Source organism: Caballeronia sp. M23-90 (assembly GCF_053574605.1).
This window is the reverse complement of record NZ_JBSIPA010000899.1, coordinates 1-914: the sequence shown is the minus strand read 5'-3', so window position 1 is coordinate 914 and position 914 is coordinate 1. Positions and strand designations below refer to the sequence as shown.

The 914-nt window shown below is 63.8% G+C and carries 1 pseudogene; it reads right to left on the bottom strand.

Annotated features, from left to right (window positions below):
• Positions 1-220: 220 nt before the first annotated feature.
• Positions 221-914, bottom strand: a pseudogene (locus tag ACRXB1_RS36840) (mechanosensitive ion channel family protein); the annotation flags it as partial.

Genomic DNA, 914 nt, shown 5'->3' with positions numbered 1-914 from the left:
TGCTTCGAGCGATCAGGCGGCGAGTTCGAAGGCTCGCCCGTACTCGTACGTGCGCCGCGCAAAGTGGATTGATCGGCTTCGCTGTCGACGGCCGCGTCGTTGTAGGGATCACGCCCTGCGCTGTCCGTTGCTTGCGCTTGTGCGGGCGCATTCAGCAACTCGCCCTCTTCGCTGCCCTTCGAGCGCGCGGCCAGTTCCTCGCCGTCCGCGCTGTTGAAGATCAGGAAGTTGCGCTGCGGATTGGCAATCTCGATACCGGCTTGCGTGAAGCGATCCACGATGCGCCGGTTGAACTCGCGCTGCACGCCCCATCGCGCGGTATCGCGGCACTGGATCTGGCCGGCGAGCGTGACTGTCGAGCCATCGACCGCGTCGACGCCCCAGAGGCTGAAGTCCGAGAGAATGCCGTCCTTGAATGCATCGTCCTCACGCAGCGAAGCGCCGATCTCCTTGAGCGTATCCGATGCCAGTCCGATATCCTGCCCGAGCGCAATGCTCACGCGGACCGCCGCATTGCCAATGCCGCGATTCGTATTGTTCACCGTCGATACCGAGCTGAACGGCACGGTGAAAAGCGACCCGTCGCCGCCGCGCAGGCGCACGGTCCGTATCGACAGATACTCGACCGTTCCCGACACGCCCGCGAGCGTGACCGAATCGCCGACCTGCATGGCGTTTTCCATCAACAGGAAGATGCCGGTGATCAGATCCTGCACGAGCTTTTGTGAACCGAAACCAAGCGCCACGCCGAAGATGCTCGCGCTCGCGAGCAACGGCCCCGTGTTCACGCCGATCTCGCTGAGTCCGGTCATGACAACGACCATCGCGATCACGATGAAAAGCGCCGTGCGCATCATCGGCAGGAGAGTCTGGAGCCGTGCGGCGCGCAAGCGGTCGCCGCTCGCGGTCCAGCA